The sequence below is a fragment of the Halogeometricum sp. S3BR5-2 genome, assembly GCF_031624635.1.
In the GTDB taxonomy this organism is placed as follows: Archaea; Halobacteriota; Halobacteria; order Halobacteriales; family Haloferacaceae; genus Halogeometricum; species Halogeometricum luteum.
In genome coordinates this window covers 298,594-325,380 of sequence record NZ_JAMQOQ010000004.1, presented here as the reverse complement: position 1 = coordinate 325,380, position 26,787 = coordinate 298,594, and the positions used below count along the sequence as shown (strand labels likewise).

General features: G+C 67.8%; 23 protein-coding genes. 12 read left to right on the top strand and 11 right to left on the bottom strand.

The annotated features are described in order from the left end of the window. Positions 1 to 14: 14 nt before the first annotated feature. Both NDI79_RS16185 and NDI79_RS16180 read right to left on the bottom strand, forming a co-directional pair. Positions 15 to 1,883, bottom strand: a complete 1,869-nt coding sequence (locus NDI79_RS16185) for a hydantoinase B/oxoprolinase family protein (protein WP_310929647.1) — start codon at positions 1,881 to 1,883, stop codon at positions 15 to 17. Continuing rightward, entirely contained in the window at positions 1,880 to 3,943 is a 2,064-nt protein-coding gene (locus NDI79_RS16180) for a hydantoinase/oxoprolinase family protein (RefSeq protein WP_310929646.1), read from the bottom strand. Before NDI79_RS16180 ends, NDI79_RS16185 begins: the two co-directional genes overlap by 4 nt. 153 nt (positions 3,944 to 4,096) lie before the next feature. Between NDI79_RS16180 and NDI79_RS16175 the strand changes: the two genes are divergently transcribed. After that, positions 4,097 to 4,753: a helix-turn-helix domain-containing protein gene (locus NDI79_RS16175; RefSeq protein WP_310929645.1), complete on the top strand. Its 657-nt coding sequence runs from the start codon at positions 4,097 to 4,099 to the stop codon at positions 4,751 to 4,753. Between the two features lie 15 nt (positions 4,754 to 4,768). Here NDI79_RS16175 and NDI79_RS16170 read toward each other — a convergent pair whose 3' ends face one another. Then, positions 4,769 to 5,518 carry a pirin family protein gene (locus NDI79_RS16170; RefSeq protein ID WP_310929644.1) on the bottom strand — a complete coding sequence of 250 codons (750 nt, stop codon included), beginning with the start codon at positions 5,516 to 5,518 and terminating at the stop codon, positions 4,769 to 4,771. Between the two features lie 206 nt (positions 5,519 to 5,724). Between NDI79_RS16170 and sod the strand changes: the two genes are divergently transcribed. From sod to NDI79_RS16145, 5 genes are all read left to right on the top strand, one after another. Continuing rightward, positions 5,725 to 6,324 carry a superoxide dismutase gene (gene sod, locus NDI79_RS16165; protein ID WP_310929643.1) on the top strand — a complete coding sequence of 200 codons (600 nt, stop codon included), beginning with the start codon at positions 5,725 to 5,727 and terminating at the stop codon, positions 6,322 to 6,324. Between the two features lie 113 nt (positions 6,325 to 6,437). Beyond that, complete coding sequence (locus NDI79_RS16160) at positions 6,438 to 6,854, top strand: Rieske (2Fe-2S) protein (RefSeq protein ID WP_310929642.1); 417 nt, start codon at positions 6,438 to 6,440, stop codon at positions 6,852 to 6,854. Positions 6,855 to 6,907: 53 nt separating this feature from the next. Next, positions 6,908 to 7,564: a TetR/AcrR family transcriptional regulator gene (locus NDI79_RS16155; RefSeq protein WP_310929641.1), complete on the top strand. Its 657-nt coding sequence runs from the start codon at positions 6,908 to 6,910 to the stop codon at positions 7,562 to 7,564. Between the two features lie 330 nt (positions 7,565 to 7,894). Further along, positions 7,895 to 8,842, top strand: coding sequence for a VOC family protein (locus NDI79_RS16150; RefSeq protein WP_310929640.1), 948 nt, complete (start codon positions 7,895 to 7,897; stop codon positions 8,840 to 8,842). A 99-nt stretch (positions 8,843 to 8,941) separates the two neighbouring features. Beyond that, on the top strand, positions 8,942 to 9,943 hold the full coding sequence (locus NDI79_RS16145) for a TatD family hydrolase (RefSeq protein ID WP_310929638.1): 1,002 nt from the start codon (positions 8,942 to 8,944) through the stop codon (positions 9,941 to 9,943). A 43-nt stretch (positions 9,944 to 9,986) separates the two neighbouring features. Here the strand turns inward: NDI79_RS16145 and NDI79_RS16140 are convergent, their stop codons facing one another. After that, a complete protein-coding gene (locus NDI79_RS16140) occupies positions 9,987 to 10,274 on the bottom strand; it encodes a helix-turn-helix transcriptional regulator (RefSeq protein WP_310929637.1) in 288 nt (95 codons plus the stop codon). Positions 10,275 to 10,359: 85 nt separating this feature from the next. Then, the gene (locus NDI79_RS16135) at positions 10,360 to 11,343 is read right to left on the bottom strand and encodes a LolA-like protein (protein WP_310929636.1); all 984 of its coding nucleotides are present in this window, start codon (positions 11,341 to 11,343) and stop codon (positions 10,360 to 10,362) included. A gap of 131 nt (positions 11,344 to 11,474) precedes the next feature. Here NDI79_RS16135 and NDI79_RS16130 point away from each other — a divergent pair, with 131 nt between their 5' ends. From NDI79_RS16130 to NDI79_RS16120, 3 genes are all read left to right on the top strand, one after another. Continuing rightward, positions 11,475 to 11,795: a hypothetical protein gene (locus NDI79_RS16130; protein ID WP_310929635.1), complete on the top strand. Its 321-nt coding sequence runs from the start codon at positions 11,475 to 11,477 to the stop codon at positions 11,793 to 11,795. A gap of 116 nt (positions 11,796 to 11,911) precedes the next feature. Then, positions 11,912 to 12,751 carry an aldo/keto reductase gene (locus NDI79_RS16125; RefSeq protein ID WP_310929634.1) on the top strand — a complete coding sequence of 280 codons (840 nt, stop codon included), beginning with the start codon at positions 11,912 to 11,914 and terminating at the stop codon, positions 12,749 to 12,751. Between the two features lie 94 nt (positions 12,752 to 12,845). Continuing rightward, positions 12,846 to 13,847, top strand: coding sequence for a zinc-binding dehydrogenase (locus tag NDI79_RS16120; protein ID WP_310929633.1), 1,002 nt, complete (start codon positions 12,846 to 12,848; stop codon positions 13,845 to 13,847). 15 nt (positions 13,848 to 13,862) lie between these two features. Here NDI79_RS16120 and NDI79_RS16115 read toward each other — a convergent pair whose 3' ends face one another. Then, positions 13,863 to 17,624: a glycoside hydrolase family 97 N-terminal domain-containing protein gene (locus NDI79_RS16115; RefSeq protein ID WP_310929632.1), complete on the bottom strand. Its 3,762-nt coding sequence runs from the start codon at positions 17,622 to 17,624 to the stop codon at positions 13,863 to 13,865. 150 nt (positions 17,625 to 17,774) lie between these two features. On the opposite strand from NDI79_RS16115, the gene NDI79_RS16110 reads away from it, so the two are divergent. The 3 genes from NDI79_RS16110 (at position 17,775) to NDI79_RS16100 (ending at position 19,817) form a co-directional block, all read left to right on the top strand. Further along, complete coding sequence (locus NDI79_RS16110; RefSeq protein WP_310929631.1) at positions 17,775 to 18,566, top strand: HpcH/HpaI aldolase family protein; 792 nt, start codon at positions 17,775 to 17,777, stop codon at positions 18,564 to 18,566. A gap of 84 nt (positions 18,567 to 18,650) precedes the next feature. Continuing rightward, a complete protein-coding gene (locus tag NDI79_RS16105) occupies positions 18,651 to 19,175 on the top strand; it encodes a DUF8173 domain-containing protein (protein WP_310929629.1) in 525 nt (174 codons plus the stop codon). Positions 19,176 to 19,235: 60 nt separating this feature from the next. Further along, a complete protein-coding gene (locus NDI79_RS16100) occupies positions 19,236 to 19,817 on the top strand; it encodes a YIP1 family protein (RefSeq protein WP_310929628.1) in 582 nt (193 codons plus the stop codon). Positions 19,818 to 19,829: 12 nt separating this feature from the next. Here NDI79_RS16100 and budC read toward each other — a convergent pair whose 3' ends face one another. The 5 genes from budC to NDI79_RS16075 form a co-directional block, all read right to left on the bottom strand. Further along, positions 19,830 to 20,558: a meso-2,3-butanediol dehydrogenase gene (budC, locus tag NDI79_RS16095; RefSeq protein WP_310929627.1), complete on the bottom strand. Its 729-nt coding sequence runs from the start codon at positions 20,556 to 20,558 to the stop codon at positions 19,830 to 19,832. A 54-nt stretch (positions 20,559 to 20,612) separates the two neighbouring features. After that, positions 20,613 to 21,611: a lipid II:glycine glycyltransferase FemX gene (locus NDI79_RS16090; protein WP_310929626.1), complete on the bottom strand. Its 999-nt coding sequence runs from the start codon at positions 21,609 to 21,611 to the stop codon at positions 20,613 to 20,615. A gap of 1 nt (position 21,612) precedes the next feature. Further along, positions 21,613 to 23,265, bottom strand: coding sequence for an alkaline phosphatase family protein (locus NDI79_RS16085; RefSeq protein WP_310929625.1), 1,653 nt, complete (start codon positions 23,263 to 23,265; stop codon positions 21,613 to 21,615). After that, positions 23,265 to 25,208: an asparagine synthase-related protein gene (locus tag NDI79_RS16080; RefSeq protein WP_310929624.1), complete on the bottom strand. Its 1,944-nt coding sequence runs from the start codon at positions 25,206 to 25,208 to the stop codon at positions 23,265 to 23,267. The genes NDI79_RS16085 and NDI79_RS16080 overlap by 1 nt, the downstream gene beginning before the upstream one ends. 157 nt (positions 25,209 to 25,365) lie before the next feature. Next, a complete protein-coding gene (locus NDI79_RS16075; RefSeq protein WP_310929623.1) occupies positions 25,366 to 26,784 on the bottom strand; it encodes an oligosaccharide flippase family protein in 1,419 nt (472 codons plus the stop codon). Positions 26,785 to 26,787: the final 3 nt, after the last annotated feature.

Genomic DNA, 26,787 nt, shown 5'->3' with positions numbered 1-26,787 from the left:
GGACCCCCGGGGAGTCACTCCCGTCCGCGCTCGAACGCCCGCCGTTCCTCGGCGATGCGTTCTCCGAGTTCGTCCTCGGGCGGGAGCGGTCCGTAGTCGAACTGTCCGGGGTCCTCGCGGGTCGCGCGGACCTCCTCGCGTCGGTCGGCGGTGGCGGCCTCGTCGACGCCGCCCTCGCCGTCGAGGACGACGCCGTAGGCCTCTCGGGCGGCCTGCTCGGAGACGAGTCCGCGTTCGACTTCGCCGGCGACGACGGCGGAGTCGCGGTCGAGAGGGTCGCCCAGTCCGCCGCCGCCGGCGGTGCTGAAGACGAGTTTGTCGCCCGCTTCCACGGTGACGTTTTCGACCTTCGAGGGTAACTCCGCTTCGGTGCCGTCGGCGCGTATCAGCGTCTTCTCGCTCGTCCGCGCGTGGGACCCGCCGTCGACGCCCCACGGGTAGGTGTGCGCGCGGTCGTCCTGGAACGTTATCGCGCCGTCCTCCTCGAAGGTGTACACCTTCGTGATGCCGTGGCCGCCGCGGAACTCGCCCGGGCCGCCGGTGTCGGCGCGCGTGCTGTACTCGTCGATGGAGAGCGGGTAGTACGCCTCCTGGTACTCCGCCGGCACGGTGCGGAACATCGGCCACCACGAGTGGCCGTCGAGGCCGTCGCCGCCGGGGCGGGCCGGTATTCCCCCGTAGAGGATTTCGAGCATCTGGAAGTCGTTGCCCTCCGAGTCGGTGCCGGCGTAGACGAGGTTCGGTGACGTGCCGTAGCTTCCGGCGACGGAGAAGTCGTCGATGAGTTTCGAGAACGTCGCCTGCAGCACGTCGAACTGCCGGGCCATCGTCGGCAGGCGGTTGCCGAGGGCCGCCGGGAATTCCGGTTGGACGACCGACCCCTCGGGGAGCGTCACCTCGAAGAGGTCGTAGTAGCCGTCGTTGAACGTCAGGAGGGGGTCGAACGCCATGATGAGGAACACCCCGGTGAACATCTTGAACATCTTCTCGTTCAGGAGGAAGTTCACCGTCCCCGGCACCTGCGCGTCCGTGCCGGTCCAATCGAGGTGGACCGTATCGCCCTCGCGGTAGATTTCGAGGTGGAGCGTGATCGGACCGTTGCCCATCCCGTCGTCGTCGACGCGGTCCTCGAACGTGTAGCGCTCCCCCTCCGGAACGAACTCGCGGATGAGGTCTATCATCCCCTCGCGGGTGCGGTCGAGGATGGCGTCGCACGCTTCGAGGTAGGTCTCCTTCCCGAAGCGGTCGCAGAGTTCGCGGATGCGCGTCTCGGCGGCCTTCGTCCCCGCCGCGAGGGCCTTGATGTCGGCCTCGGCGTGGTCGGGCAGGCGCGTGTTGTGCGCGAACGACTCCAGCAGTTCGTCGTCCACCTCGCCGCGCTTGTACAGTTTCACCGGCGGCAGGCGCATCCCCTCCTCGAATATCGTCCGCGCCTGCACGGGCATGCTGCCGGGCGTCTTCCCGCCCACGTCCATCAGGTTCCCCCACTGGCTGGCGTAACCCACGAGGTCGCCGTCGTAGAAGACGGGTCTGAGGAGGAGCATGTCCGGCGTGTGCGACACCGCGCCGGCGCAGGCGTACGGGTCGTTCGTCGCTATCACGTCGCCGTCTTCGAGGTCCGACACCTCGAACGGCGAGTGTTCGAGGATGGTGTCGATGGCCGACCCGAACTGCCCCATCACCATGCGCCCCTCCGCGTCGGCGATGAGGGGGAACTGATCGGACTGCTCGCGGATGACGGGGCTGATAGCCGTCGTCTCCAGCACCCGGTCCATCTCGTATCGGGTGTTCGACAGCGTGCTCTCGATGATGTCCAGCGTGGTTCGGTCGACGTCGTGGTCGCCGACGAAGTCGGGGGTCTCGTCCGTGTTCTCTCCGTTCATTGGCTCTCTCCTCTGGTTATCTCGACGTTTCCGTAGCGGTCGACCCGCGCGACGTGGTCCGGTTGGACCACGAGGGTCGAGTCGTCGTCGACGACGACGGCCGGTCCGTCGAGCCTGTTGCCCGACCGGAGTTCGCCGCGGTCGTAGACGGGCGTCTCCCGGTACTCGCCGCGGAAGTACACCTCCGCGACGTCGACTTCGGCGTCGCTCGGGTCGGCGCCGGCCGTCTCCCGTTTCTCGATGGTGACGCCCTGCATGGCTCCCTTCCCGACGACGCGGAGACTCGCTATCTCCAACGGCGCGTCGAGCGAGAAACCGAACCGCCTGTCGTGTCGCGCCTCGAAGTCGCCCTTTATCTCCGCGAGTCCCGTCTCGCCGCGCAGGTTCGTCACGTCGACCGGAATCGACATCTGGATGTCCTGTCTGAAGTACCGGCACTCGGCGTAGTGTTCGAAGGAGCGGTCGGTTTCGTCGACGCCCTCGGAGGCCAGCCACTCGTCCGCTTCCGCTTCGAGGGCGTCGAGTTTCTCGGCCACGTCGTCGCCGTCGACGTCGTCCTCCGTCTCCAGGTACGTCTCCGCGAACTCGTTCTGCACGTCGGAGGTGAGAAAGCCGAACGCGGACATCACGCCGGGGCCGGGGGGGACGACGAGGGGGTACGCGCCCATCACGTCCGCGAGGGCGTTCGCGTGCATCGGGCCGGCGCCGCCGAAGGCGACGAGGCCGAACTCGCGGGGGTCGTAGCCGCGTTCGACGCTGACGACCCGGAGCGCGCCGTGCATGTTCTCGTTGACGATGTCGAGGACGGCCTGGGCGGCCTCCTCGACGGTCGTGTCACGTTCCTCGGCGACGGTCGCCACCGCGTCGCGAGCGGCCTCCCGGTCGAGTTCCATCCGACCGCCGAGTCGGACCGACGGCGGGATGCGCCCGAGGACGACGTTCGCGTCGGTCACCGTCGGGTCCTCGCCGCCCTGCCCGTAACAGGCCGGGCCGGGGTCGGCGCCCGCGCTCTCGGGGCCGACCTGTAGCGAGCCGTTCAGTTGGACGCGGGCGATAGAGCCGCCGCCGGCGCCGACGGTGTTCACGTCGACCGACCGGGAGGTGAACTCCCGGTAGCCCACCTTCGTCCGCCGCGTCGTCTCCGGCGTCCCGCCCTCGACGAGCGAGACGTCCGTCGAGGTACCGCCCATATCGAGCGTCAGCACGTCGGGGACACCCTTCTTCGCGGCGATGGTCGCCGCGCCGACCACCCCGCCGCTCGGTCCGGAGAGCGCGAGTTCGACCGGTCGCTCCTTGGCCGCCGCCGAACTCATCAGCCCGCCGTCCGAGCGGACGACGTTCATCGTCGCCGACGACCCCGCCGCCGCGAGCGAGTCGTCCAGGTCGTCGAGGTAGCGGATGACCGTCGGGCGCGCGTAGTCGTTGATGACGGTCGTCAGCGTCCGCTCGTACTCGCCGTACTCGGGGACAATGTCGGAGGAGACGGACACCGGCAGGTCGGGCGCCACCTCCGCCGCGATGTCGCGGATGCGCTCCTCGTGGGCGGGGTTCAGATACGAGTTCAAGAGCGCCACGGTCAGCGCTTCGACCCCCGCGTCGGCGAGGTCGGTGACCGCCTCCCTGACCCCCTCCTCGTCCAGCGGTTCGGACTCTTCTCCGCCGGGCGAGCGAATCCGGCCGGCGACGCCCCGCGTGTCCGCGAGGTCTGCGAGCGGGTTCGGCTTCTCCATGCCCATCCACCCGTACAGCGGTCCCGGCGTCCACGCCCGCGCCAGGTGAAGGATGTCCTCGTGCCCCTCGGTCGTGAGGAGGCCGACGCGCGACCCCGTCTCCTCCAACAGCATGTTCGTCACCACCGTCGTGCCATGGAACAGCAGGTCCAGTTCCGCCACCGACGTCCCCGCCTTCTCCGTCGCCTCCTCGACGCCGCGGAGCACCCCCTCGTCGGGGTTCGCGGGCGTCGAGAGCACCTTGTCTATCGTGAGTTCGCGGGTCGTCTCGTCGAAGACGATGACGTCGGTGAACGTCCCGCCGACGTCGACCCCGAGGTTGTATGTCATATGGTATCGTTCGCCGTATCAGAGGGAAGATTCCCGAGTAAGGATTGTCCCAACAGCTGTTGGCCGCTTATATGCTATCGGCGGCGAAGGCCTCGGACGCCCGTCCGCGACGTACGCTTTTCGTCGTGGGACGCGTTGTCACCGCCGTCACAGATGTTCATCGCGACCATACACTTCACGCAGCACCGCGAGTGCGTGCTCAGGCGACTCACGGCGGGCGTCGACGCCCCCATCGAAATCGAAATCGAGGAGCTACAGAACGGCGTCGTCACGTTCGTCCTCCGGGCGGGGGCGCACGCCGACGACTTCCAGGCCGAACTCGAAGCGACCGACCGCGTCGAACACGTCCAGCGTCTCGACGCTGAGAACCTCCTCGTGACCAAGCCCTCCTGCGGGGCGTACTCCGCCATCTACCGGAACCACGGCACGCTCCGCCGGTCGAACACCGTCTCGGGGAGACAACGGGAGTACAACGTGCTCGTCTTCCGGCGCGACCACCTCCGGGACGTCATCGACGATTTGGGGGAGTTCGGAACCGTCACGCTTGGTCGGCTCACGGAGTTCAGCGACGGGGCGGACTCGCCCGTCACCGACCGCCAGCGGGAAGTCGCGACCGAAGCCCTCGCGCGCGGGTACTACGACTGGCCGCGGAAGATAACGAACGAGCGCCTCGCCGAGGAACTGGGCATCAGTCGCGCGACGCTGCACGAACACCTCCGGAAGGCCGAACGAACGCTCCTGTCGGCCGCGCTGTCCGACGGCAGCGGACGGACGGGCCGAGAACGGGTCGGACGGGCCGAGGCCGAGTGAACGCGGAGACCGCGGTCAGAGCACGAACGGGCCGCGCTGTCGGATCGGTTCGCCGTGCGGTCGCCCGGCGACGGTGACGACGCGGAGGGCCTCCTCGCTCCGGAGTTCGACCGGTCGCGCCTCGGCCATCGGGAGCACGTCGCCCGCGCCGAACGCCTCGCCGTCGACCGTCCCCGTCCCGGAGACGCCGTAGACGAACCCCGCCCAGCCGTCGGGTGCGTCCCACGTCCACGCGTCGTCCACGCGCACGTCGAGGTACTCCGTCGGCGTCTCGGGGGACAGCGGCGACCCCTCGCCGACGACCGTCGTGACCGTGGCTCCGTTCCGGTCGACCGTCGGGAGTTCCGCCGCCTCGGCGTCCGCGTACGACGCGTCCATCCCCTTCTTCTCGCGCGGGAGGTTCACCCAGAGTTGGAGACCGCTACACCCCGCGTCGTCGGCCGGGAGTTCGGCGTGTTCGATGCCCGACCCGGCGGCGATGTGCATCGCGCTCCCCTCTCTGGCCGTGTGGGAGACGCCGAGGGAGTCCTCGTGGGCCATTCCGCCGTCGAGCATGTAGGAGACGATCTCGAACCCGCGGTGCGGGTGCATCGGAAACCCCGTCTCTGGGTCGACGTAGAACCGCTCGAACAGGACGAACGGGTCGAGGTTCGAGGGGTACTCGTCGGTCGGAAACGCGCGGTTCGAGTTCACGCCCGTCCCGTGTCGGACGGTCTGTCCGGCGACGGGCCCCTCGAACCCGTCCTCGGCTTCGCGCCTTCTCATGTTCGGACGAATGTCGCCGTCGCTGATAATGGTCTCGAAAGCGGAAGCTCGCTGTTGTCATATTCTATATGTATATACTACATATCCGATTTAGAGCAGTTTTTGCCCGTTTATTCCTCCGTTTCTGTTGTATAATATCTCATACAGGAATCCGTTTCAGCGAACCTTCATACTAGCTCCCGACCAACGACGGAGTGTCGATACAGATGAGCTACGAACTCGATCCCCTCCCGTACGACTACGACGCACTGGAACCGCATCTCTCCGAGCAGGTGCTCACGTGGCATCACGACACCCACCATCAGGGCTACGTGAACGGCTGGAACAGCGCCGAAGAGACGCTGGAGTCCAACCGCGAGGAGGGCGACTTCTCCTCGTCGGGCGGCGCGCTTCGTAACGTCACCCACAACGGCTCGGGCCACATCCTCCACGACCTGTTCTGGCAGAACATGTCGCCGGAAGGAGGATCGGAGCCCTCGGGCGACCTCGCCGACCGCATCGAGGAGGACTTCGGCTCCTACGACGCCTGGAAGGGCGAGTTCGAGGCCGCCGCGAAGGACGCCGGCGGTTGGGCGCTCCTCGTCTACGATTCGTTCTCGAACCAGCTGCGGAACGTCGTCGTCGACAAACACGACCAGGGCGTACTCTGGGGTTCCCACCCCATCCTCGCGCTGGACGTCTGGGAGCACTCCTACTACCACGACTACGGTCCCGACCGTGGCGACTTCATCGACAACTTCTTCGAGGTCGTCGACTGGGAGGAACCCAGTTCCCGCTACGGCGAAGCCGTTCAGCTCTTCGAGTAAACTCCCCCGAGCGGCGGTTTTTCCGACCGTGGGCATCACCGGTCGGACCCTTCTTTCGACGCGACGGTCGCGCAGCGACGACTACTTGCCCGTCTGTCGAGTAGGTGGAGTCGATGGACGACGGAACGCGGATTGCGAGCGTCGACGACGTGCCGGCGACCGGGTCGTACCTGTTCACCGCCGAGGACGCCTTCACCAACGAGCGAGAGGTCATCCTCGTGCGGTGCGAGGAGGACCCCGGCGTCGAGGCGTGGGTGAACAACTGCACGCACGAGGACCAGCGGCTGGACCGGGGGTCCGGCGCGGCCATGCGGGACGGACAGATCATCTGTCCGCGGCACGGGTCGATGTTCGACGCCTGCTCGGGCGCCTGCGACAACGGGGAGGCCGCCGGGACGACGCTCCCGGACGTCGACGTCGCGGTGGAGGACGGGAACGTCCACCTCGTCGACGACAGCTACAGCTATCTACACGAGGGCGGTATCGAGAGGGACGGCGGACCGAGTTCCTCCTCGCACATCGGGTTCTGAACGCGGGCGGACGAGTCCGCGAGTATAAGACCTCGGCCGTCGAACGGGAACGCATGGACTCGTCGGCCGAATCCGGTTCTTCTGCGGAGACGAGGGAGGCGATAATGGAGGCGACGTTCCGAGCGCTCAGCGAACACGGGTACAACGACCTCCGGATGCGGGACATCGGCGAGGAGTTCGAGATGAGCCGAACGCTCATCCACTACCACTACGACGGGAAGCACGACCTCATCTCCGCGTTCCTGGAGTACGTCATCGAGCAGTACGAGGGCAGCGTGCGCGTCGAGGAGGACGCCGACCCGCTGACCGAACTGAACGCCCGTATCGACCAGTGCCTGTTCGGCCCCGAGTTCGACAGCGACTTCGGCCACTGGGAGCGGATGAAGGTGTACCACGAACTGTTTTCGCAGGCCCAGCACAACGACCGGCATCGCGAGGTATTCAACGACCACTACGCCGCCATCCGCGACAGCATCACTCAGGTCATCGAGCGCGGCATCGACGAGGGCGCCTTCCGTCCGGTCGACGCCGAGGAGACGGCGCAGTTCGTCACGGACGTCATCCACGCCGCCCGCGCGCGACGCATCTCGCTCGGCCACGAGGACGCCCCCGAGCAGGCGCGCCGAAGCGTCCACCAGTTCGTCCTCGCGTCGCTGCTCGAACCCGAGTTCGTCGTCTCCTCGCGACGGGGGGACGTCGGTCCCGAATAGGCCTAGACTGCCGTCTCTCGCCTCGGGGCACACGCGTTCCACCTGCGATCACCATCGAATCCGACTTGACCGGTCGGTAAATCTGTTCGGTTCACCGCCTCTCGGCGCAGGTCGAACGGTCGGCCGGCCGCACGAACGGCATCTCCATTCGAGAGCCCCGTCCGCGAGGTCGACCGGGCCGTCCACCGATACCGGCGGCCGTTTCGCCTACACGCGCCCGAATCAGTGCGTATCGGCGACGACGCACTTCATCCCACAGTAAAAACCGTCAACAATCTCCGGTAACGGTAGCGACTTGATAGTTTACCGCTTGGTCAAACACGGACTATCATGGGAGAAATTGGCGGTATCCATCACGTGACCGCGTTCGCGAGCGACGCGCAGGAGAATCTGGACTTCTTCAGGAAGGTGCTCGGGCTACGGTTCGTCAAGCGGACCGTCCGCTTCGACATCCCGGAGAAGATATACCACCTCTACTACGGGGACGAGGCGGGGTCGGCGGGGTCGATTGTCACGTTCTTCCCCATCGAGGACATGGAGCAGGGCTCCATCGGCAAGGGCGGACTCAGCGGGTGCGGGCTGGTCATCCCGGAAGGGTCGGTCGACTACTGGACGGACCGCCTCGAGGACCACGGCGTCGAACACGTCGTCACGGAGCGGTTCGACGAGACGGCTATCGAGTTCACCGACCCCGACGGCACCCCGTTCGAACTCGTCACCGGGGAGTCCGACATCGACCCGTGGGACGGCGGCGACGTGCCGGCCGAGCACGGCATCTGCGGTCTGCACAGCGTGACGGTCCACTCGAACGACCCGGCGGGCACGTTCCGTGCGCTGGAGACGATGGACTGGACGCGCGTCGGGCGGCAGGACTACCCGCAGGCGGGCGACCGCGTCCGGTATCAAGCGCCCGGCGACGGAACGGGCGCCGAGTTCGTCGACGTGCTCGTCCGGCCGAACGCGCCGCAGGGCGTCATGGGGACCGGGACGTTCCTCCACGTCGCCTTCGACGCCGGCGAGAAGTGGGAGCAGAAGGAGTGGAGCAACCGGTTCCGCGACGAGGGGCTGATAACCACCTCCCGGAAGGACCGCGACTACTTCTGGTCGATGTACTTCACCGAACCCGGCGGAGCGGTGTTCGAGTTCGCGACCACCGGACCGGGCGTGACGCTCGACGAGGACGTCGACGAACTGGGGGAGAACCTGAAGGTCCCGGATTGGCTCGACGTCGACGTCGACTACATCGACGAGCAACTGCCGGACATCACGCTCGACTGACGGGGGCGCGGCCGTCCCCGTTCCCGCCGACCCCTTTGCAGCGCTCCGACCGCCCACAGATTTCCGACGTGCGTCCCGATGTTCGATACGAGATAGACGATGGACACCCACTACCCGACGAAGCGACCGACCGACGCAGCGTTCCGGACCGGGGAGGCCCCCGAGCCGTTCCCGCCGGAGTTGACGAACGTCCCGTGGATAGACATCCACAACCACGCGCACACGCTCTCGTGGAACGAACGCGAGCAGTTCGCGCTGAGCGGGTGTCAGGGGATGGTGATGATGGCGGCCGCGTACTACTGGACCCCTTACAAGCCGGTGGCCCCCGAAGACGTGCGGTATCTGTGGGACGACGCGCTCAACCGCCTCCCGCAGATACGGCGCTCGCACGTGTTCGACGCGAAACTCGGCGTCGGCATCCACACGGGTGCGCGCGTCGAGGACTACGAGGAACTGCTGGACGTCATGCCAGAGTACTGCGCGCTGGAGGAAGTCGCCGCCGTCGGCGAAATCGGAATCACCGCCTCCCAGCACGTCTCGGCGTGGCCGCTCGAAGACCAGAAGGAGGTGATGCGCCGCCAGATGGAGATAGCGGCCGACCACGACTTGCCCGCCGTCGTCCACACGCCGCCGGACCTCGAAGACGTGGACATCCCGTACCGAAAGCGCGGGACCATCCCGGGCTACGAACTCGACATGAGCTACCAGCAGGAACCGGTCCTCGAAGCCGAGGACGTCAAGCGCGCGGCGACGGAACTCGACGTCGAACTGGCCGGGGAGGCCGGACTCGCCGAGGAGCAGGTGGTGCTGTCGCACGCCGACCGGGGAATCGCCCCCTACGTGCTGGAGGACACCGACTGCTATCTGAGTTTCACCGTAAGCTACCCGTGGCTGCTCGGCGTGACGCCCCGCGACGTCGCCGAAGTCGTTCAGGAGTACGGACCCGAACGCGTCCTCGTGGAGACGGACAGCGCCGGCATCCTCCGCAGCGACGTCTTCTCGTTCAAGCGGACGATATTCGAGCTCTACCGGATGGGACTCGACGTCGACACCATCCGACAGGTCGTCTACGAGAACCCTCAGCAGGTGCTCGGGGCGTAGCGGTTCCGGCGGGGCGGGACCGAAGCGGGCGCGCCGCCGAGAGTTACGGCGAAGACGTACCGGTCAGGTACCGCCCTTCCCACTGCTGTCGGGCGTCGAGTTCCCGCCGTCCCCGCCGCGTCGTCGCGTAGGAGTTGGTCCGCCGGTCGACCGTCCCCTTCTCGACCAATCCCTTCTCGACCAACGTGTCGAGGTTCGGATAGAGTCGGCCGTGGTGGATCTTCTTCTCGTAGTACTCTTCGAGTTCGTCCTTGATGGCGAGTCCGTGCGGTTCGTCGAGACCGGCGACGACGATGAGCAGGTCGCGCTGAAATCCGGTGAGGTCGTGCACGATAGACGTATGTACGCTTATCTGATATAACTCTATGCAATAAATTCTCGGCTTGCAGACAGTAATCGGAATCCGCCGAACCTGGTCACGCCGACCCGTCGCTCACGTTCTCGACGTCCGCACCCGCGGGAACGTCCGCGTCGAAGACGTCGTCGGAGACGCCGAGGCTCACGTTCGTGTACGCGGTCGTTATCGTCTTGTCGCCGAAGTACACCGCGTTCGGGCCGTCGTCGGAGTCGTTGAAGACGCTGTTCTCTTCGGGGTTCCGAACGTCGCTCATCGAAACATTCGGCATCGAGTCGAGGTGCGGTTTCTGCGCCGTCTGCCGCAGCACCAACCCGGTGTCCGTATCGACCCAGAGGGTCTGGGCGGCGTAGTAGGCGCGGGCGCCGCCGTTGGGGTTGCCGTCGAGGTGAAGCACGTACGCCTCCTCCCCGTGGACCGTCTTGGTACCCTCGTAGGAGACGGCGTTCTCCGCGCTGACGACGGACGCCGACGCCTCGTAGAGGTTGTATTCGCCGCCGTCGGAGCGGAGGTGCGGGTGCAGATTGACGGGTTCGTCGGCGTCGGACGCGCCGCCGTTCCGGTCGACGAGATACTCCTCCCGCGCCGGGTCGTAGGTGACGCTGGCCGTACGGTTCCGGACGTACACCCGCCGCTCGCCGGACGAATCCCCCCGCGACGGCGTCTCGACGCGCGCGAGGACGCCCTCGTCGGTGTACTTCACCCAGACGTACTGCGTCCGTTCGCGGACGAGTTCGCTCCCGTTCGATAGTTGCGTCACCGTCCGCTCGGTCACCGTCGCGCGGTAGCCCTCGACGTCGGCCTGCTTCCGCCGAATCTCTTCGAGCACCGATTCGGTCCGGTCGGTCGGCGTCGGAATCTCCCCCATCGTCGGGGTTCCGGCGGCCGGCCCGCCGGTCGTCCGCGTCGAGGGTGGGGCGGGCGCTCCCGTCTCCGCGTCGGTGTTCGTAGCGCTCTCACCCGACGTCGCGCCGCCGCCGAGACAGCCGCCGAGCACGATCAGGAGAACCAATCCGAGGACGCGGATGTCACGCCGGAGGGACATGCAGTCACGTCTTTCGTGCGGTCGTGTAAATGGATTGTCTAGTGTTTGATGTGAGGACGGCGACGCCGAACTGCCCTCCGGTGTGTCTGCCGTAGCTTCTTTTCCGACGGCGCGCGGAGTGGACGGTGACGATGTCATCCGACGACGAGGCCGAGACGAGTCAGAGCGAGTCGACCACCGAGTACACCGACGACCCGTGGACGGCCCAGAGCGTCGTCGAGGACCGCGGCGGCTACCCGGCCCACGCGGCGAAATCCGAGGGACAGGGCGACGAGGGTCTCCTCCGCATCGGCTTCCGCGACGACGACGAGGACCTGACCGAGGTCGAGTGGGAGACGTTCCGCGAGGAGTTCGAGGAGAAGAACCTGGCGCTCGTCTACTCGACGGACGACTCGCCCGTCGAGGGGGACGAGACCGTCACGCTTCGGGAACGCGACGACGTCGACGCCTGAGCGGACGGGATAGAACCGACACGACCGACCCGAATCCGCGTTCGCGGCCGCCTCGAACCCCCCGCGGGTCGCTGTGAACCGAACTGCTTTGGGGGGACGCCGAGAACGACGGGTCGATGACACCACCGACGACGACGCTCCCGAGCGGCGACGAACTGCCGATGGTCGGCATCGGCACGTGGGACATCGACGGCGACACCGTACGCGACTCCGTCCGCGCGGGACTGGACGCCGGGTACGGCCACGTCGACACCGCCGAAGGCTACCGCAACGAATCGGAGATAGGCGACGTCCTCGCCGACTACGACCGCGAGGACGTGTTTCTCACCTCGAAGGTGCTGCCGAAGAACCTCAACTACGATTCGGTTATCGACTCCTGTCGGCAGTCGCTCGACCGGTTGGGAACCGACCACCTCGACCTCTACCTGATTCACTGGCCCAACCCGGCCGTCTCGCTCCGCGAGACGCTGAACGCGATGGCGACGCTCCACGAAGAGGGGATGGTGAAGAACGTCGGCGTCTCGAACTTCAGCGCCTACCAACTGAGCTGTGCGCAGCACATCTCCGACGTCCCCATCGCGGTCAACCAGATAGAGTACCACCCGTGGAACACGCAGGACGACGTGGTGGAACACTGCCGCGAGACGGACACCGTCGTCGAGGCGGCCGCCCCCCTCGGGCGGACGGAGGTGTTCGAGGACGAGACGGTTCAGGAGATAGCCGAGGAGTACGAGAAGTCGGCCCCGCAGATAATCCTGAAGTGGGCCGTCGAGAACGACGTGGTCGTCCTGCCGAAGTCCTCCTCCCCGGACCACGTCCGGTCGAACCTCGACCTGTTCGACTGGTCGCTCGACGAGGAGGATAAACAACGAATCGACGACATCGAACGCGAGAAGGTCGTCTACGACACGCCCGCGCGCGAGTGGACGGGCGACACCTACGGCATCTCGAAGTAGCGGGCGTTCGGCGTCCGACCATCAGTTCCTCGCTTTTTCCTCGGCTTCCGGGGCCGCCGCATATTCGTGCGTGCGGGCCGAACGACGAATCCCAATGTCTGCGGAGATGACCGCCTACGTTATCGAGGAGTACGGCGACCCGGACGTGTTCCAGCGAACCACCGTCGACGTGCCCGAACCCGGCCCCGAGGAGATTCGCGTCGACGTGGCCGCCTCCAGCGTCAACCCCGTCGACTACAAGATTCGACAGGGAGCCATCCCCGACTTCACCCCGGAGTTCCCGGCGACGCTCCACTGCGACGTGTCGGGCGTCGTCGACGCCGTCGGCGAGGACGTCGACCGGTTCGAGGAGGGCGACGAGGTGTACGGGATGCCCGGCGGCGCCGGTCGGCAGGGGTCGCTCGCGGACTACACCGTCGGCCACGCCGGGACGTTCGCCGACGCGCCCGAGTCCATCCCCCTGGAAGACGCCGCCGCCCTCCCCGTCGTCGCCCTCACGGCGTTCGAGATGCTCACCGACAAGACCGAGACCGAAGAGGGTGACAACCTCCTCGTCTACGGTGCCAGCGGCGGCGTCGGCCACATCGGCGTCCAACTCGCGGACCACCTCGGCGCCACCGTGACCGCGACGGCCTCCACCGAGGACAAACGCGAGTTCGCCGAGGAACTCGGCGCGGACGCCACCGTCGACTACACGAAGACGGACGTGGAGACGTACGTCGAGGAGTACGCGGACGGCGTCGGCTTCGACACCGTCTTCGACCCCGTCGGCGACGACCACCTCCAGACGTCCTTCGAGGCGGTGCGACCGTTCGGCACCGTCCTCTCCACGGAGTCGAGTTCGACGCAGGACCTCTCGGCGATGCACCAGAAGTCCCTCGAACTCGGCGTCGTCCTCGTCATCCTGCCCGTCCTCCTGGGAGAGTACCAAGAACGCGTCGGCGACGAACTGGAGCAGATAGCCTCGCTCGTCGACGAGGGAGCGATAAAGCCCGCAATCTCCGCGCGCTTCGCGTTCAGCGACGTCATCGACGCGCACGAGACGGCCGAGGAGGACGACCTCCGCGGGAAAATCGTGCTCGTCAACGACGCGTAACGCCGTCGCCCGCGCTCAGTCGCCCCCGCCGCTTTCGGTCTCCGTTTCGCGTTCGTCGCCACTCTCGCTTCCACCGAGCGAGACGTACGGCAGCGTCGCTCGCTCCTCCGAGGAGTACGACAGCGCCGCCGACTGGTCGACGCCCGTCGCGGTGACGAGGTCCATCACCCGCGGCGCCTGCTCGACGGCGCCGGCCGTCGCGCCGCCGAAGACGTAGCCCCCGGCCGTCTCCGCGACCGGCCGGAGCGACCCTCTATCTTCGGATTGGACCATCGCCACGACCTCCAACTCGGCCGCGTCGACGCCGCCGAAGGCGTCGCGCGGAAGCGTGAGCGTGACCGTCCCCGCCTCGGTGTCGACGCTCTCCGAGAGCGTCACGGCGTTCCCGTCGTCGGTCGTCAGGGACGCTCCGGAGGCGTCGACGACGCTCTTCGTGAAGCCGCTGATCTCTACTCGATACTGCCACGGCGCCTCGAACGTCACGTTCGCGCCGAGGTCGTCGAGGCTGTCGGTCCGCCCGCCGTCGGCGCTCGGGTCGCGAATCCAGGCGACGAACATCTGCGGGGAGAACCCGCGCGAACTCCCGAAGGCGTTGTACAGGTTCCCGACCTCGAAGGCGAACTGGTACACCTCGGAGGTCCGCGAGACGACGAACGACCGCAGGTCGAACGCGCCGTCCTCGAACGCCTCGTTCGTGGGGTAGACGTACCCGCCGGGGCCGGCGTCGTCGTCCTCGGGGTCGGTGAAAGAAGCCACCTCGACGGGCGGGTTCACCGTCACCGTCCGCCGCGCGAGCACGTCGCCCTCGGGCGTCCGGACCGCTACGTCGTACGTCCCGGGGTCGTCGATGGCGAACGAGAGCGTGCGCGACTCGTCCGAGGCGTTCGGCGGGAAGCGGACGTTCGCCGTCGCCCGAACCTCGCCGTCGACGACCACCTCGACCGTCGTTCCGCCGACGTAATCGCCCGCGTTCGACCCGGTGGCGGTGACGAACGGCGACTCGACGAACGTCTCCGCGTCGACGGCGACGTCCACGTCCTGTTCGGGTCGCTCGTACCGCGGCAGGTCGCCGACCTCGCCGCCCTCCGGCGGTCGGAGGCGGAGCGCGGTCCCGCCCGATTCAACCATCGACGCCAGCACCGTCGTGCTCGGGTCGACGACGAACTCGTCGACGCGAACGTCGTCCAAGTTCGAGTCGTAGGCGGCGTCGGCCGCGTCGGAGTACATCTCAGCGACGTACTTCGGTCCGCTCGGCGCCTTCCCGGCGCCCTTTCCGTTCCCGTTCCGGTTCCCGTCTCCGTCGCCTCGGCTTCCGCTCTCGCCGGGCGCGAGGAAGTCGAGGGGCACGTCAAGCGCGCGCCCGTCCGCGCCGGTCATCGCGCCGACGTACCACTCCTCGTCCTTCTTCCGGGCCGTGAGCGTGTACTCGCCTATCTCGGCGTCCAACACCTCCGTGTCGTCCCACCCGGCGGCGGGCACGTCCTCGACGAACTCGAACTCGGGCACCGTCGGGCCGAGCGTCGGGTCCTCGTCGGGCGTCGGCATCGACGCGCCCGACTCGGTGACTGCGACGGCGTCGAGGTTGAACCCGCCGGTGTCGTCCGCTCCGAGCGTCACGGAGAGGTCGTTGTCGCCCTCGGCGAACGAGAGCGTCGCCGTCGTCGTCGCCCACTCGTCCCAGTACTCGGTCGGCGGGAGCGTCACCTGCGTCGCGGAGTCCCCGACGGCGACGACGGCCGTCCGCGGCGTATCGGCGTCGACGGCGTTCTCCTCGGCGTCGCTGGCGTACCGGAGATGTACGTCGTACTCACCGGCCGCCGGGACGCCCTCGACGGTCCACGAGACGCTCGCACCCGAGTCGGCCGCGTTCGGGTCGAACGGGACGTACCGGCCGCCCTGCGCGTTCGCCCACCGGGCGGCGCGCGAGAGGCCGTCTCGGTCGCCGAACTCCGCCTGCGCCACGTCGCCGACGCCGAGTGTGGCGTCCTGCTCCGCGAGGTAGGAACTCGGCAGGTCCGCGACCATCTGCAGGCCGCTGAGATACGTCGGGTACATCGCTAGTTGCTTCGCGCGCGTCGTCTCGATGCCGCCGGACCCCGAGTCCATGTCGAAGATGCCGGGCGTGTACTCGACGGGGCCGCCGAGCATCCGCGTGAACGGGAACGTGACGTGGTGGTCGGGGCTGACGTAGCCGAAGGAGTCGTACTCCTGTCCGAGCACCCCCTCGCGGGTCATCACGTTCGGGTACGTCCGCCGCTCGCCGGTCGGTTTGATGGGTTCGTGCACCTCCAGCATCTGCCGGTGTTTCGCCGCCTCGCGGTAGACGAGGTGGTGGTGGTTCACCAGCGGTTGGCAGTGGTGGTTGTACGTCGTGCCGTCGATGGTGACGCCCGAGTCCGCGACGTACCCCGTCTTGATGGAGCGAATCCCCTTCTCCTCGTAGTCGGCGAACGGATTCGGGGAGTTCTCCAGTTGCGACTCGTAGTTCGAGACGTTGCCCGCCGTCTCGTTGTGCGCGGTCATCTCCACGGGCGGGTCGAGGTTCAGGCCGTAGTCGGTCACCCCCTCCCAGTCGAAATCGGGGTACGGGTCGTCGAAGTCCATCGTGTCCCCCTCGCCGGGGTAGCTATCCCACCCCTCGTTCCATCCCTCCACGAGGACGCTTCGGATGCCGTGCTCGCTGGCGAAGTCCATGTAGCGCTTCATCCGGCCGGTCTGCGCGCCGTGGTTGCCCGTTTCGGGCCCCTGATACTCCCAGTCCGCGCGGCCGGTTATCATCAGCCACCAGATGCCGACGAACTTCCCCGGCTCTATCCAGTCGGTGCCCTTCGGGAACAGTTCGGGGTCGAACGGTTCGTTCAGGTTGAGCACGAGGTTCGACTCCACGAGTTCGCCCGGCCGAGAGGCGAGTTGCACCGTCCGCCACGGTGTCCGGTGGGGGACGGAGGCGGTCACTTTCGTCCCGTCGGGGAGGGGCGCGAGGACGGACTCGAACGTCGTCCCGCCGCCGTCAGCCGTCGGTTCGACGGCCATCGCCGCGTAATCGACGAGGTTCGCCTCGTGGACGCTGAGGTAGAGGTCCTCGGACGCTTTCGTCGTCAGCGGCGTGTGCGCCCCGCCGAACGAACTCAGGTCGCCGATGTCGCTCAGCGGCGTCTCCTCGTAGGCGTACTCGTAGCTGTTGAAGTCGTTCTCTATCCACCACGACGTGTGGTCGTCCGCGAAGGCGAACTCGGTTCGCTCGGCGGCGATGGCGAAGTCGCCGAACCCGCTCTCGGCGGGGAACACGTACCGAAAGCCCACGCCGTCGTCGAACGCGCGCAGTTCGAGCGTCAGCGACCGGTTCGGTTCCTCGGTCTCTCGGAGTCCGATTCGGAGTTCCTCGTATCGCTCCGGAATCTCGTCGTACTGGTCCCAGACGGGCGTCCAGCGCTCGTCGACGCTGAAGCGCTCGGTTCCGGTCACCTCGATACCGTCCCGGAACGGCGCCTGGTTCTCGAACTCGAACCCGAGCGTCGACTCCTCGAGTGCCGTCGTCCCCTCGCGCGACACCGAGTAACTCGGGACGCCGTCCGTCACGTCCACGGCTACCTCGACGGACCCGTCGGGCGAGGCGAGCGTCTGGCCGGGTTCGTCGTCCCCCTCCTCCACCTGCGCCGCGGCCGACTCGGAGACGCCCACCGAGAACGCGGAGGCCGCCGCCAGCGACGTGATGCCGCCGACGAACTCCCGCCTGCGGAGCCTCGATGACGAACGATTATTTAGTTCATCAAACATCGTGAACTCCGTCGAACAGGTTTGTGAAAAGTCTGGCGGCGCGAACGGTCCGGTCGGTCGGCGGCTCGGAATCGGCCGATGGTTCTCGAATCGGGGACAGTCACGCCGTCGGCAACTACCCTTAAGCTAGCGAGGTGACAACTGAGGGCTATGAGCGGCGAGCAACCGACCAACGGACTGCGGGAACGCTTCGAGAACGGAACCGTCGCACTCGGTGTCCTCGACAACGCCTACAGCCCCGCGCTGGTGGAGTTCTACGGCGAACTCGGGGCGGACTTCGTCTGGATCGACTTCGAGCACGGCGGGCCGTCGCCCGACCACGGACCGGCGGTCGAGGACCTGCTCCGGGCCGCGGAGCGCACCGATACGGAACTGCTCGTCCGACTGTCGGACTCCGAACCCACCTCGGTTCGGAAGGCGCTCGATTTGGGCGTCCGCAACGTGTTCATCCCGCGCGTCGAGGACGCGGAGACGGTCCGCGCGGCGGTGCGGTCCTCGCGGTACGAGTACGACGGCGAACCGGGCCACCGGGGCCTGGCCGCGCCGCGCGCCCGCCGGTGGGGACTCGCGGACGACTACGTGGGCACGGAGGACCGCGAGACGCTCGTGGGGACGACCGTCGAGACGAAGTCCGCCGTCGAGAACATCGACGAGATTCTGGACGTGCCGGAGTTGGGCTTCGTGTTCGTCGGCCCCCTCGACCTCTCCGTCTCGTACGGCCACCCCGGCGAACTCGACCACCCCGACGTGGAGGAGGCCGTCGAGACGGTCCGTTCGGCCGCCGTCGACGCCGGCGTCCCCCTCGGCGGACTCGGGTTCGGCATGGACGACGTGAACGAGAAGGCCGAGAACGGCTACCAACTGCTCCACCTCGGGAGCACGACCGGCGCCCTGCAGGAGATGGTGAGCGGGTGGCTGGACGACTTCGAGGGCGAGCGATAGCCGACAGCCCTCTCCCGCGGCACCCGATTTCGGAGACCGCGGCGTCAGCAAGGGATACGTAGCTGGACGTCCTGCGGTCGGACGATGAACGGATTTTCCCCGCTTGTCGGCCGGACGCTCGCACAGGTCGCGCAGGTCGGCACGGACGTGAACGTCGACGTGGGCCCCGCCTTCGGCGTCGTCGGGGGAGCGGTCGGCGCGTTCCTGACGACGCTGGTCGTCGGCGCGATTCTGGTCGCCGTCGTCCCCGAGTACGTCGAGCGGACGATGGCGTCGGTGCTCGACGAACCCGTCGAGTCGTTCCTCTACGGTGTGCTCTGTCTCGTCGCCGTCGCGGTCGTTACCGTACTGTTGATATTCACCCTCGTCGGCGTCCTCCTGGCCATCCCGCTCGGGTTGGTGGCCTACGTCGTCTGGGCCGTCGGCGCGGCCGTCGCTTTCCTGGCCATCGCCGACCGACTCGTCGGCCGCGAGAACGGCTGGACCAAACCGCTGTTGGTCGCCGCGGGTCTCAACGGTGCGCTGGCGCTGACGGGCGTCGGCGGCATCGTCTCGTTCGGCATCGGTGCGGCCGGGTTCGGCGCGGTCCTGCGGGACTGGCTCGGCTGACGGGCCGCGCGTTCATGTCACTAGGTAAACTTATTCGAGCGCAGACCGTCGCGTCGGACGATGCCCTCCACTCCGCTGTTCGACCCCGAACGCTTCTTCGCCGAGCGGACGCCGTCGCTGCTCGGCGCGGCCGCCGTCGTGTACGCCATCGGCGTCGTCTCCGTCGCGAGCGGCGTTCCCCTCTTCGAACAGGCCGTCGGGAGCGACGCGTCCGCCGGACTGGTCGTGGTCGCCGTTCTCCTCGGCGGCGCGGTCGGCGCGGCCGGAATCTGGGCGCTGTTCACGGCCGTCGTCTACGTCCTGAGCGGCCTGCTCGGCGGGTCAGGGTCGCTCGCGCGGACGGCGGCGAACGTCGGATGGGGACAGCTTCCGAACCTGCTCGCGAGTGCGGTCGCGACCGGTGCGATATGGTTCCTCTACCTGACCGGCGGCCTCCCGAGCATCACCCCGACGCACGGTCAGTTGCCGCTCTGGGTCGTCTTGCTCCAAGTGACGGCGAACGTCGCCGGCTACCTCTGGGTCGGCTACCTGTTCGCGTACGGAATCCGCGAGGCGCGGAACCTCACGCTCCGCCGCGCCGCCGTCGTCGCGGGCGTCGTCTCCGTCGGCTCCATCGTCTTCTCGCTGTCGTCGCTGCTGTGAGGTGGGGACGCGTCAGTGCGCCGTCCACCCGCCGTCGACGGGGATGTTCGCGCCCGTGATGTAGGACGCCTCGTCGGAGGCGAGAAACGCCGCGATACCCGAAATCTCCTCTGGTTGGGCCACCCGTCCGAGGGGCGTCTCGCCGCGGACGAACTCGTAGAACTGGTTCTGGTCGAGGTAGTCGTCGGTCATCGGCGTCTCGACGAACCCCGGACAGATGCAGTTGACGCGGACGTTCGCGGACGCGTAGTCGATGGCTATCTGGCGGATGAGATTCACCACACCACCCTTCGCCGCCGAGTAGGCGGGCGCACCGGGGCCGGCGACGAGGCCGTAGATGGAGGCGACGTTGACGATGGAGCCCTCAGTCTCCCTGAGGTGCGGCAGCGCCGCCTTCGACCCGTACATGACGCCGTCGAGGTTGACCCTGAGCACCCGCTGCCAGTCCTCGACGGACATCTCTTCGAGGGAGGCGGCGTGGCCGATGCCGGCGTTGTTGACGACGGTGTCGAGGCGGCCGAACTCCTCGACGGTGGCCTCGACCAACGCCTCCACCTGGTCGTACTCCGAGACGTCGCATCGGACGTACTCGCAGCCGAGTTCCTCGGCCGTCTCCCGCCCCGTCTCCTCGGAGCGGTTCGAGACGACGACGTCCGCGCCGTGTTCCAGGTACTTCTCCGCGATGGCCTTCCCGATGCCGGTCGAACCGCCGGTGACGATAGCAACGGTGTCGTCGAGCATAGTCGGAACATCGCCGCATCGCGTCAAAAGCGTACGGTCCGGCCGGAGCGGCGGCTACCGGCTGATAGCGCCCTTCACCGCCGCGGACGCCGAGAACAGTCTGTTCGCCCGGTCGAGCGTGTAGTACGTCTGCACGTCGGGCGCGAACTTGGCCTTGTAATCGCAGATGCGGGGGATGTTGGCGCCCACGAGGTCGTAGCGCTCGTGCCCGCGGTCCATCGCGTCGCACATGATGTGCCAGTCGAGCAGGTCCGTCGCCTGCAGGCCGGTGTCGCTCCGGCCGCCGCCCTTCCACCGGTAGACTGTCGAGTCCGAACAGAGCGTTATCATCCCGGTGGCGAACTCGCCGTCGACGCGGCAGGCGTAGGGTCGGACGGTACCCTCGGGGGTTCGCTCGTACAGGTCGACGACGAACGACTGGTCGACTTTCAGCGGCGCGCCCGTCTCGTCGTGTCGGTCCGCCACCGCGCGGAACGTCTCCCGGAGCGTCTCCTTGCCGCCCACCTCGACGGTGTACTCGTCCTCCTCGGCGTTGCGGATGTTGCTCCGCGCGTCGCGGCTGAACTCTGTTATCAGGTCCTCGCGGTCGGTCGTGAGGTCCACCGCGTACGTGTAGAACGGCGTCGCCTCGAAGCCGTTCCAGCCGAACGGTCTGATGTCGCCGAACTCCGGCGTCGTCCGGACGAACGTCGAGTCGGGGTCGATATGCTCGTCGACCCACGCCAGACACTCCGTGACGAACTCGCGGCGATACTGCTCGCACTTGCGGCGCTTCATTCCCGCCATCCCGACCATCGCGGGGCCGAGTTGGAACGTGTGAAGGAGCTTCGGCGGCGAGGTGACGAGCGTGAACGGCCCCGTCCGCGACTCGAAGACGGGGAAGACGCCGATGGGTTCGTTTCCGTTGTAGCCGACGAGACGCGTCACCTCGGCGCCGGCGTGGTCTTCGACCACCGAGAGGGCCTCGGCGCCGTGAAAGACGGAGGCCTCCTCGGAGCGGTCTACGATTTCGTTCCAGTCGTCTTCGTCCGCGGGTTCGATGTCGAGTGTCATATCAGTCGAGGTATCCGAGATTCGCGAGGTGCGCTTCGACGCCCTCGCCTGGGGCGTCGGTCTGTTCGCGGTCCGGGCGGTCGTACGCCCGCGTCGGCGGTCGGTCGCCGACCAACGGCGACCCCTCCATCCGGTCGCTGAGGGGGACGCCGAGAAGCGAGAGCACCGTCGGCGCCACGTCGAGCAGGTGCGCGTCGGATGTCTCTCTTTCCGGCACGTCGGGGCCGCTGACGCCGACGACGCCGTGAAGTTTGTGGTTCCACGGCTCCCCCGGCGCGCCGAACACGTCGCCGCGCAGTTGCGCGGCGGGGAAGTTCTCGAAGCCCGCCGGAACCGTGACGATGTCGACGGCGTCCGCCACGTGCGGGCCGTCGAACACCTCCTCGCGCGGGACGACGCGCTCGAACACCGGGTCGCCGTCCGGCGTCGTCACCCCCGAGAGCAGGTCGACGAGGTCCGCGCGGACCGACTCGTACTCGTCGGGCGGGACGACGCCCTCGGGTTCCCGGCCGGCGACGTTGAGCCGAATCCCGAGCTCGACCGGGAGGCGCATGTACGCCGTCGATTCGGCGAAGTCGACGCGTTCGGAGACGCCCGCCGCGGAGACGACGCCCTCGGGGGCGAACCGCCGGGCCGCGCCGAGGAGGCCGACCGCTTCGAGGGCGCCCGCGGCGCGGGCGGGCGAGAGGCCGAGAGCCGACAGCGCGGCCACGCCCCGTTCCGCGAGGCCGGGGGCGTCCGAGTCGGGTTCGTCTCCGTCGCTTCCGCCGTCCGCGTCGTCGCCCCCGCCGAGCGAGTCGCGCCAGAGCGGCACCCACGACGGCATGCCCGCCTCGTCCCGCGTCGTCTCCACGTAGCCGTGCTCGCGGAGGAACTCGTTGACGCGGAACTCGTGTCGGTCGAACTCGCCCATCCCGTGGTCGCTGGCGAGGACGACGTGGGTCGGGTCCGTCGCCGCCAGCGTCTCCGCCACCTGCTCGTCGACGGCCTCGTACACCGAGCGGACGGCGTCGAAGTCGCCGGGCATGTCGTGGAAGACGGTGTCGGTCTGCTGGAACTGCAGGAAGCCGAAGTCCGGGTCGAAGCGGTCGGCGAGGTAGCGGAACGCCCCGCCGCGCGAACGGACGAGGTCGCGGTACTCCGAGACGCGGGCGTCGCGCGGGGCGTCGCCCGCGAACTCGTTGTCCGCGTAGACGCGGTAGCCGCCGAGTTCCTCGCGGAGGTTCGAGAGGAGTCCCGGCGGGGTGCAGCGCGGGTCCTCGGGGCCGACGAACCCCGGAACGACCGCGCCGTCGATGTCCGCCGCCGGGTGCGTCACCGGGACGTTGACGACGACGCTCGACAGGCCCTCGGCGTCGAGAATTTCCCACAGCGCCGGTTCGGCCACGGACGCGGCGTCCACGACGTCCCAGTCGTAGCCGTCGTACTCCAGGAAGCTGAACGCGCCGTGTTTGCCGGGATTCGTACCCGTGTACAGCGAGGGCCACGCGCTGGGCGTCCACGGCGGGAGCTGCGATTCCAGCGGGCCGCTCGTCCCGTCCGCGAGGAGCGAGGAAAGCGTCGGTATCGACTCGGTCTCTTCCAAGCGACGCAGGACGGGGAGGCAGGCGGCGTCGATACCGACGAGGAGCACGTCGAGGTTCGTCCCTGCCATCAGTCCTGCCCCGGCCGCGGGTTCGACGCCCACGCGTTCCCGTCGACGCCGCGGACCGACGTCGGGTCCTCCGCCGGGGCGGCGTCGGGTCGCTTCGGGCCGGAGCGCTCCGAGCGGAGGTCCTCGAAGACCGGCATTTCGAGCAGCGAGAGCAGTGTGTACAGTTCAGAAGTGCCGCGCTCCCCGTCGAGTCGGGCCCGGAACGAGTCGAGGACGCCGTCCCACCGGAGGAACGGCGCGTCCCTGACGTCGGACTGCCGCCGCCGAAGCACGTCGGCGACGAACGTCTGGTGGTCGAGCACGCCCGGGACGTACGTCCACGGTTCGTGCGTGAAGTAGGGCTGCGGGGGTTCGCCGGTGTCGGAGAACCGCCGGACGAGCGCCGTGAGGCGGGCGCCGAGGAACTGCGCGAGGAACCCGCGGGACGGCGAGACGCCCGTCGACGACAGCGGGAACGCCGCGAGCGGCGATTCGCGGTGCCGGAGCGCGGCGTTCGAGAGCTTCCGTCTGAGCTGATACCGCACGGGGACCGACTCCGCGAGGTCGACCATACGGTCGTCCAGGAACGGCGTCCAGTGCGGCATCGTCTGTTCGAGGCTCCAGTAGAACTGGTCGGCGTCGGTCCAGAGCGGGTACGTCTCGCCGTACAGCGAGAGGTCGCGCAGCGAGGGGAACGACACGCCGTGGTCGACGACGGAGCCGTCCTCGCGCACGTCGATGCGCTCTCGGAGAATCTCCCGGAGCGAGCGGTCGGTGTCGACGTAGGCCGGCGTCGAGTCGCCGTATCGCTCGACGTGGTCCTCGACCGACCGGGTGGGGACCGCCGTCAGCGAGTGAAACGTCCCCAACGGTCCGAGACCGACCGCGTGTCGGTCGACGTTCATCGCCTCGAAGAACGTGTCCGCGTACAGGCCCGTGACGAGGCAGTCGACCTCCTCGCGCAGGCGGTCGACGTGCGAGAGCGCGTGGGCCTGTTCGGCCCGCCCCTGAAAGTTCATGGTCTCGGCGGCCGCCGACAGCAACCGCTCCTGATGCCCCTCCCCGCGGCGAAGCCAGCGGAACTCGACGCCCTCGGTCAGCGCGGCGCGTTCGGCGGCGCGGGCCTCGTCGCTCATCCAGTCGGAGAGGTGGTAGACGACGATGTCCTCGCGGGGGAGGACGTCCGTGGCGATGTCGAGGAGGAGTCGGGAGTCGCTGCCGCCGCTGACGAGGAAGCCGTACCGCCGGCCGGGGACGAGTCGCTCCCGCATGACCGTCTCCAGCGTCTCCGCGTACCGCCGCGCGAACGTCTCGAACGAGGCGTCCTCGGGGTCGTGGTGCGGCGACCAGTACCGCTCGCTCCGGGTTTCGAGCGTGTCGAGGTCTATCGTCGTCACCGACGACGGGGGAAACGACTCCACGCCGGTAAGGGGAGTGGTCACTCCCGCGGTCCGTTCGAGCGAGCAGTATTCGGCCAGCAGGTCGGGGTCGACGTCGGCGTCGACCTCCGGGTGGGCGGGGAGCGACTGGACGTGTGTGGAGAACACGAGGCCGCCGTCGGTCCGGGCGTAGTAGAGGGGGCGCGTGCCCAGTCGATCGGTCACGACGTACGCCTCGTTCTCCCGGCCGTCGTACCCCACGGCGACGAACGTCCCGTTCAGGCGGTCGGCGGCCGCCGGACCGGCCGACTCGAACAGGTCGGCGCAGGCGCGCCCGCCGTCGCTGACGTCGCTCCGCCCCCCCGAAGGCGTCTCGACGCTGTGTATCCGACCGTCGACCCACCAGCGAGTCGTTCCGTTGGCCGCCGAACCGGGAGTCCGGTTTCGGCTCCGTCCGTGGGCGAGGACCGTGACCCCGAGACCGTCCGCCGCGTACCTGTCGCACCGTTCTTCGCCAGTGAGAGACAAGGAGGGATGCGGAGAGGGATGCTCGGCGTCACCAAGCCGTCCTTGGATTCCGACCATGCTATCGCCCTCACGGGGCGCATGGAAAACTAAGAAGCTGATAATATAATAACATTAACTGAAAGACAGTGTCTACTGAACTACCACTTAGATTTTCTATTCCATTACGTGAATATTTTGTCGAGAGTTGATTTGGCTCTGAACAGTCGCCTCGGCGTCAGAGAGGCGAGAAACGTCGCGCTAACCCCATCGCGCGGGTTCGGAGTCGGCCGAACAGGAGGAGGATGGCACCGTAGACAACCGCCGCGAGGAGCACCACCCCGAAGAGCCGCGGGAGGGTGTCGGCGGGGAAGGCGGAGGTGACGCCGACGACGGCGGCGTACATCCCGACCGAGGCGACGACGCACCACCCCACCTCGCGGTACGGGATTCGGAGGTCCATGAGCGCCGAGAGATACTTCGCACGGAGGATTAGCCCGACGGTGAACGAGGCCGTCGTGGCGACGGCGGCGCCCACGAGACCGAACTGGACGACCAAGACGACGTTCAACAGGAGATTGAGCCCGATGGTCCAGACGGTCGCCCGCGCGACGAGGTTCGGTCTGTCCATCCCGAGCAGACACCGCCCGACGAGCAGTTGGATGGCCTCGGGCACCTTCCCGGCGACGAGGACGACCAGCGCCAGCGACGCGACGGTGAACTCCGGGCCGAACAGCAGTCCGAGGATGTTAGGCGCGAGGGCGACGACGCCGAAGAACGCCGGCACGACGAGGAGGATGCTGGGCGTGATGGCCGAAGAGAGCAGGTCTTCGATGCGGTCGAGTTTCTCCCCCGAATCCCACGCGCTCGTCTGCGGGAGGACCGTCGTGCTGACCGACGTGGCGAGGACGGTGGTGATGGTCGACACCTTCCAGGCCGTCTCGTAGGCGCCGACGGCGGACTGCGAGAGGAAGTAGCCGATGACCAGCACGTCCATCCAGTTGTGGACCTGCAACCCCAGCGAGGGGACGAAGTTGTACTTCGCGAACCCGAGCAGCGACCGCAGGCGGTCGAAGGACGGCCGGGTGAACGAGGTGTCTATCTTCGCGGCGATCCAGACGAGGCCGACGACGGACCCGAATATGGTGCCGTACACGAGGCTCTCGACGCCGAATCCGAGGGCGAGGAGCGCCGCTCCGACCGCGACCCACCCCACCCGGTCGGCCAGCATCGGTCCGGATATCTCGCCGACCCGGAGTTCGCCTTTGAGCGTGGTGTTGAGGAGGCGCTTGCACTGCTTGGCGCAGACGGCCACCGCGAGCAGGGCCGCGACCTCTATCCCGACGTAGCGGTCGATCGTATCGGAGAACAGGAGGATGCCGCAGACGACGACGCCGACGGTGACCGCGTAGAAGACCACCGCGGTCGAGAACGTCTCCTCGCGGTCGGAGGCGCCGCTCAGTTGCTTCTCGACCCCGGTGCCGACGCCGAGGTCGGTGCCGACGATGCAGACGGTGAGAAGCGCCTGGAACAGGAAGAAGGCGCCGAGCAGTTCGGGACCGAGGACGCGGGCGAAGTAGACGTGACCGACGAACCCCGCGACGGTGGTTCCGACCGAGGCGAGGAAGACGAGGGTGCTGGAGCGCGAGACGTCCATGGA

What these genes read in the sequence shown, in the direction of transcription:
- NDI79_RS16075 (WP_310929623.1), bottom strand. Translation starts at nt 26,784, where the DNA reads ATGGACGTCTCGCGCTCCAGCACCCTCGTCTTCCTCGCCTCGGTCGGA.
- sod (WP_310929643.1), top strand. Translation starts at nt 5,725, where the DNA reads ATGAGCTACGAACTCGATCCCCTCCCGTACGACTACGACGCACTGGAA.
- NDI79_RS16155 (WP_310929641.1), top strand. Translation starts at nt 6,908, where the DNA reads ATGGACTCGTCGGCCGAATCCGGTTCTTCTGCGGAGACGAGGGAGGCG.
- NDI79_RS16105 (WP_310929629.1), top strand. Translation starts at nt 18,651, where the DNA reads ATGAACGGATTTTCCCCGCTTGTCGGCCGGACGCTCGCACAGGTCGCG.
- NDI79_RS16175 (WP_310929645.1), top strand. Translation starts at nt 4,097, where the DNA reads ATGTTCATCGCGACCATACACTTCACGCAGCACCGCGAGTGCGTGCTC.
- NDI79_RS16125 (WP_310929634.1), top strand. Translation starts at nt 11,912, where the DNA reads ATGACACCACCGACGACGACGCTCCCGAGCGGCGACGAACTGCCGATG.
- NDI79_RS16100 (WP_310929628.1), top strand. Translation starts at nt 19,236, where the DNA reads ATGCCCTCCACTCCGCTGTTCGACCCCGAACGCTTCTTCGCCGAGCGG.
- NDI79_RS16150 (WP_310929640.1), top strand. Translation starts at nt 7,895, where the DNA reads ATGGGAGAAATTGGCGGTATCCATCACGTGACCGCGTTCGCGAGCGAC.
- NDI79_RS16120 (WP_310929633.1), top strand. Translation starts at nt 12,846, where the DNA reads ATGTCTGCGGAGATGACCGCCTACGTTATCGAGGAGTACGGCGACCCG.
- NDI79_RS16180 (WP_310929646.1), bottom strand. Translation starts at nt 3,943, where the DNA reads ATGACATACAACCTCGGGGTCGACGTCGGCGGGACGTTCACCGACGTC.
- NDI79_RS16145 (WP_310929638.1), top strand. Translation starts at nt 8,942, where the DNA reads ATGGACACCCACTACCCGACGAAGCGACCGACCGACGCAGCGTTCCGG.
- NDI79_RS16170 (WP_310929644.1), bottom strand. Translation starts at nt 5,518, where the DNA reads ATGAGAAGGCGCGAAGCCGAGGACGGGTTCGAGGGGCCCGTCGCCGGA.
- budC (WP_310929627.1), bottom strand. Translation starts at nt 20,558, where the DNA reads ATGCTCGACGACACCGTTGCTATCGTCACCGGCGGTTCGACCGGCATC.
- NDI79_RS16185 (WP_310929647.1), bottom strand. Translation starts at nt 1,883, where the DNA reads ATGAACGGAGAGAACACGGACGAGACCCCCGACTTCGTCGGCGACCAC.
- NDI79_RS16090 (WP_310929626.1), bottom strand. Translation starts at nt 21,611, where the DNA reads ATGACACTCGACATCGAACCCGCGGACGAAGACGACTGGAACGAAATC.
- NDI79_RS16085 (WP_310929625.1), bottom strand. Translation starts at nt 23,265, where the DNA reads ATGGCAGGGACGAACCTCGACGTGCTCCTCGTCGGTATCGACGCCGCC.
- NDI79_RS16160 (WP_310929642.1), top strand. Translation starts at nt 6,438, where the DNA reads ATGGACGACGGAACGCGGATTGCGAGCGTCGACGACGTGCCGGCGACC.
- NDI79_RS16080 (WP_310929624.1), bottom strand. Translation starts at nt 25,208, where the DNA reads ATGGTCGGAATCCAAGGACGGCTTGGTGACGCCGAGCATCCCTCTCCG.
- NDI79_RS16130 (WP_310929635.1), top strand. Translation starts at nt 11,475, where the DNA reads ATGTCATCCGACGACGAGGCCGAGACGAGTCAGAGCGAGTCGACCACC.
- NDI79_RS16115 (WP_310929632.1), bottom strand. Translation starts at nt 17,624, where the DNA reads ATGTTTGATGAACTAAATAATCGTTCGTCATCGAGGCTCCGCAGGCGG.
- NDI79_RS16110 (WP_310929631.1), top strand. Translation starts at nt 17,775, where the DNA reads ATGAGCGGCGAGCAACCGACCAACGGACTGCGGGAACGCTTCGAGAAC.
- NDI79_RS16135 (WP_310929636.1), bottom strand. Translation starts at nt 11,343, where the DNA reads ATGTCCCTCCGGCGTGACATCCGCGTCCTCGGATTGGTTCTCCTGATC.